The organism is Tepidiphilus sp. HLB4 (assembly GCF_054823945.1).
The window spans coordinates 1-795 of sequence record NZ_JSYB01000062.1 but is presented as its reverse complement, the minus strand read 5'-3'; the positions used below and the strand labels follow the sequence as shown (position 1 = coordinate 795).

At 67.2% G+C, this 795-nt stretch carries 1 pseudogene; it reads left to right on the top strand.

Going from position 1 to position 795, the window contains the following annotated elements:
* Positions 1-795: pseudogene (locus OA56_RS09095) on the top strand (hypothetical protein); the annotation flags it as partial.

Here is a 795-nt window from a genome sequence, read left to right as displayed (position 1 = left end):
GCCCACCGGCAGGTCGGCAGCTACACCACCACCGATGGCCAAACCCGCACCGCCGCCGACGTGTGGGTGCAGGCCGATCCCACCTACAGCGTGCCCACCGAATGGGTGGACGTGCCCGAAGACATCGCCGTACTGCCTGATGCCCAGGGCTACGGCAAGGTGCGCGACCTGCACCAGGCCATGGCCATGGATGCCACGGGCGAACTCAAGGCGCTCGTCACTGCCTTCACCCAGGCCCCCACGCCAGAAGACCGGGACGCCCTGGTCACGCAGATCCTCTACCGCTGGACTGGTGTACAGGACGTTGACCCAACCAGCCGCGCCTCGCGCATGGTCTACGGCAACGCCATCGGCGATGCCCGCAGGCTTGAAGCCCTGGAGGAATTCCTGGGCGAGGAATGGGTGGGCGTATGGTGCTGGGGAGAGCGCGACCCCAACCCGCATGGCCGGGCCGCGCCGGTGCTGCTGCAAGCCTGGGACGAACTCAAGGCGCTGGTCTATGGCCAGCTCATGTCGCAAAGCCACCTGAGTGGCCTGTTCCAAAGCATTGCCTACCACTGGGATGCCGAGACAGAGTCCGTCGTGGGCGATCTCTCCGCCGTGGCGCAGGCACTGGCCACGCGCATCGAGCGCGAGCGCGAGGCAGGGCTGGCGGATCTGGGCGACTTCCTCTATTCGCTCAAAGGCATGGGGCTCCTGAACCGGCTGGATGTGGCGAGCTTCAAGGCTGCGCTGTTGCCGCTGGGCGCGGATGTGGCGCAGACCATGGATGCCGCGCTCACAGGCTGGGTGGCC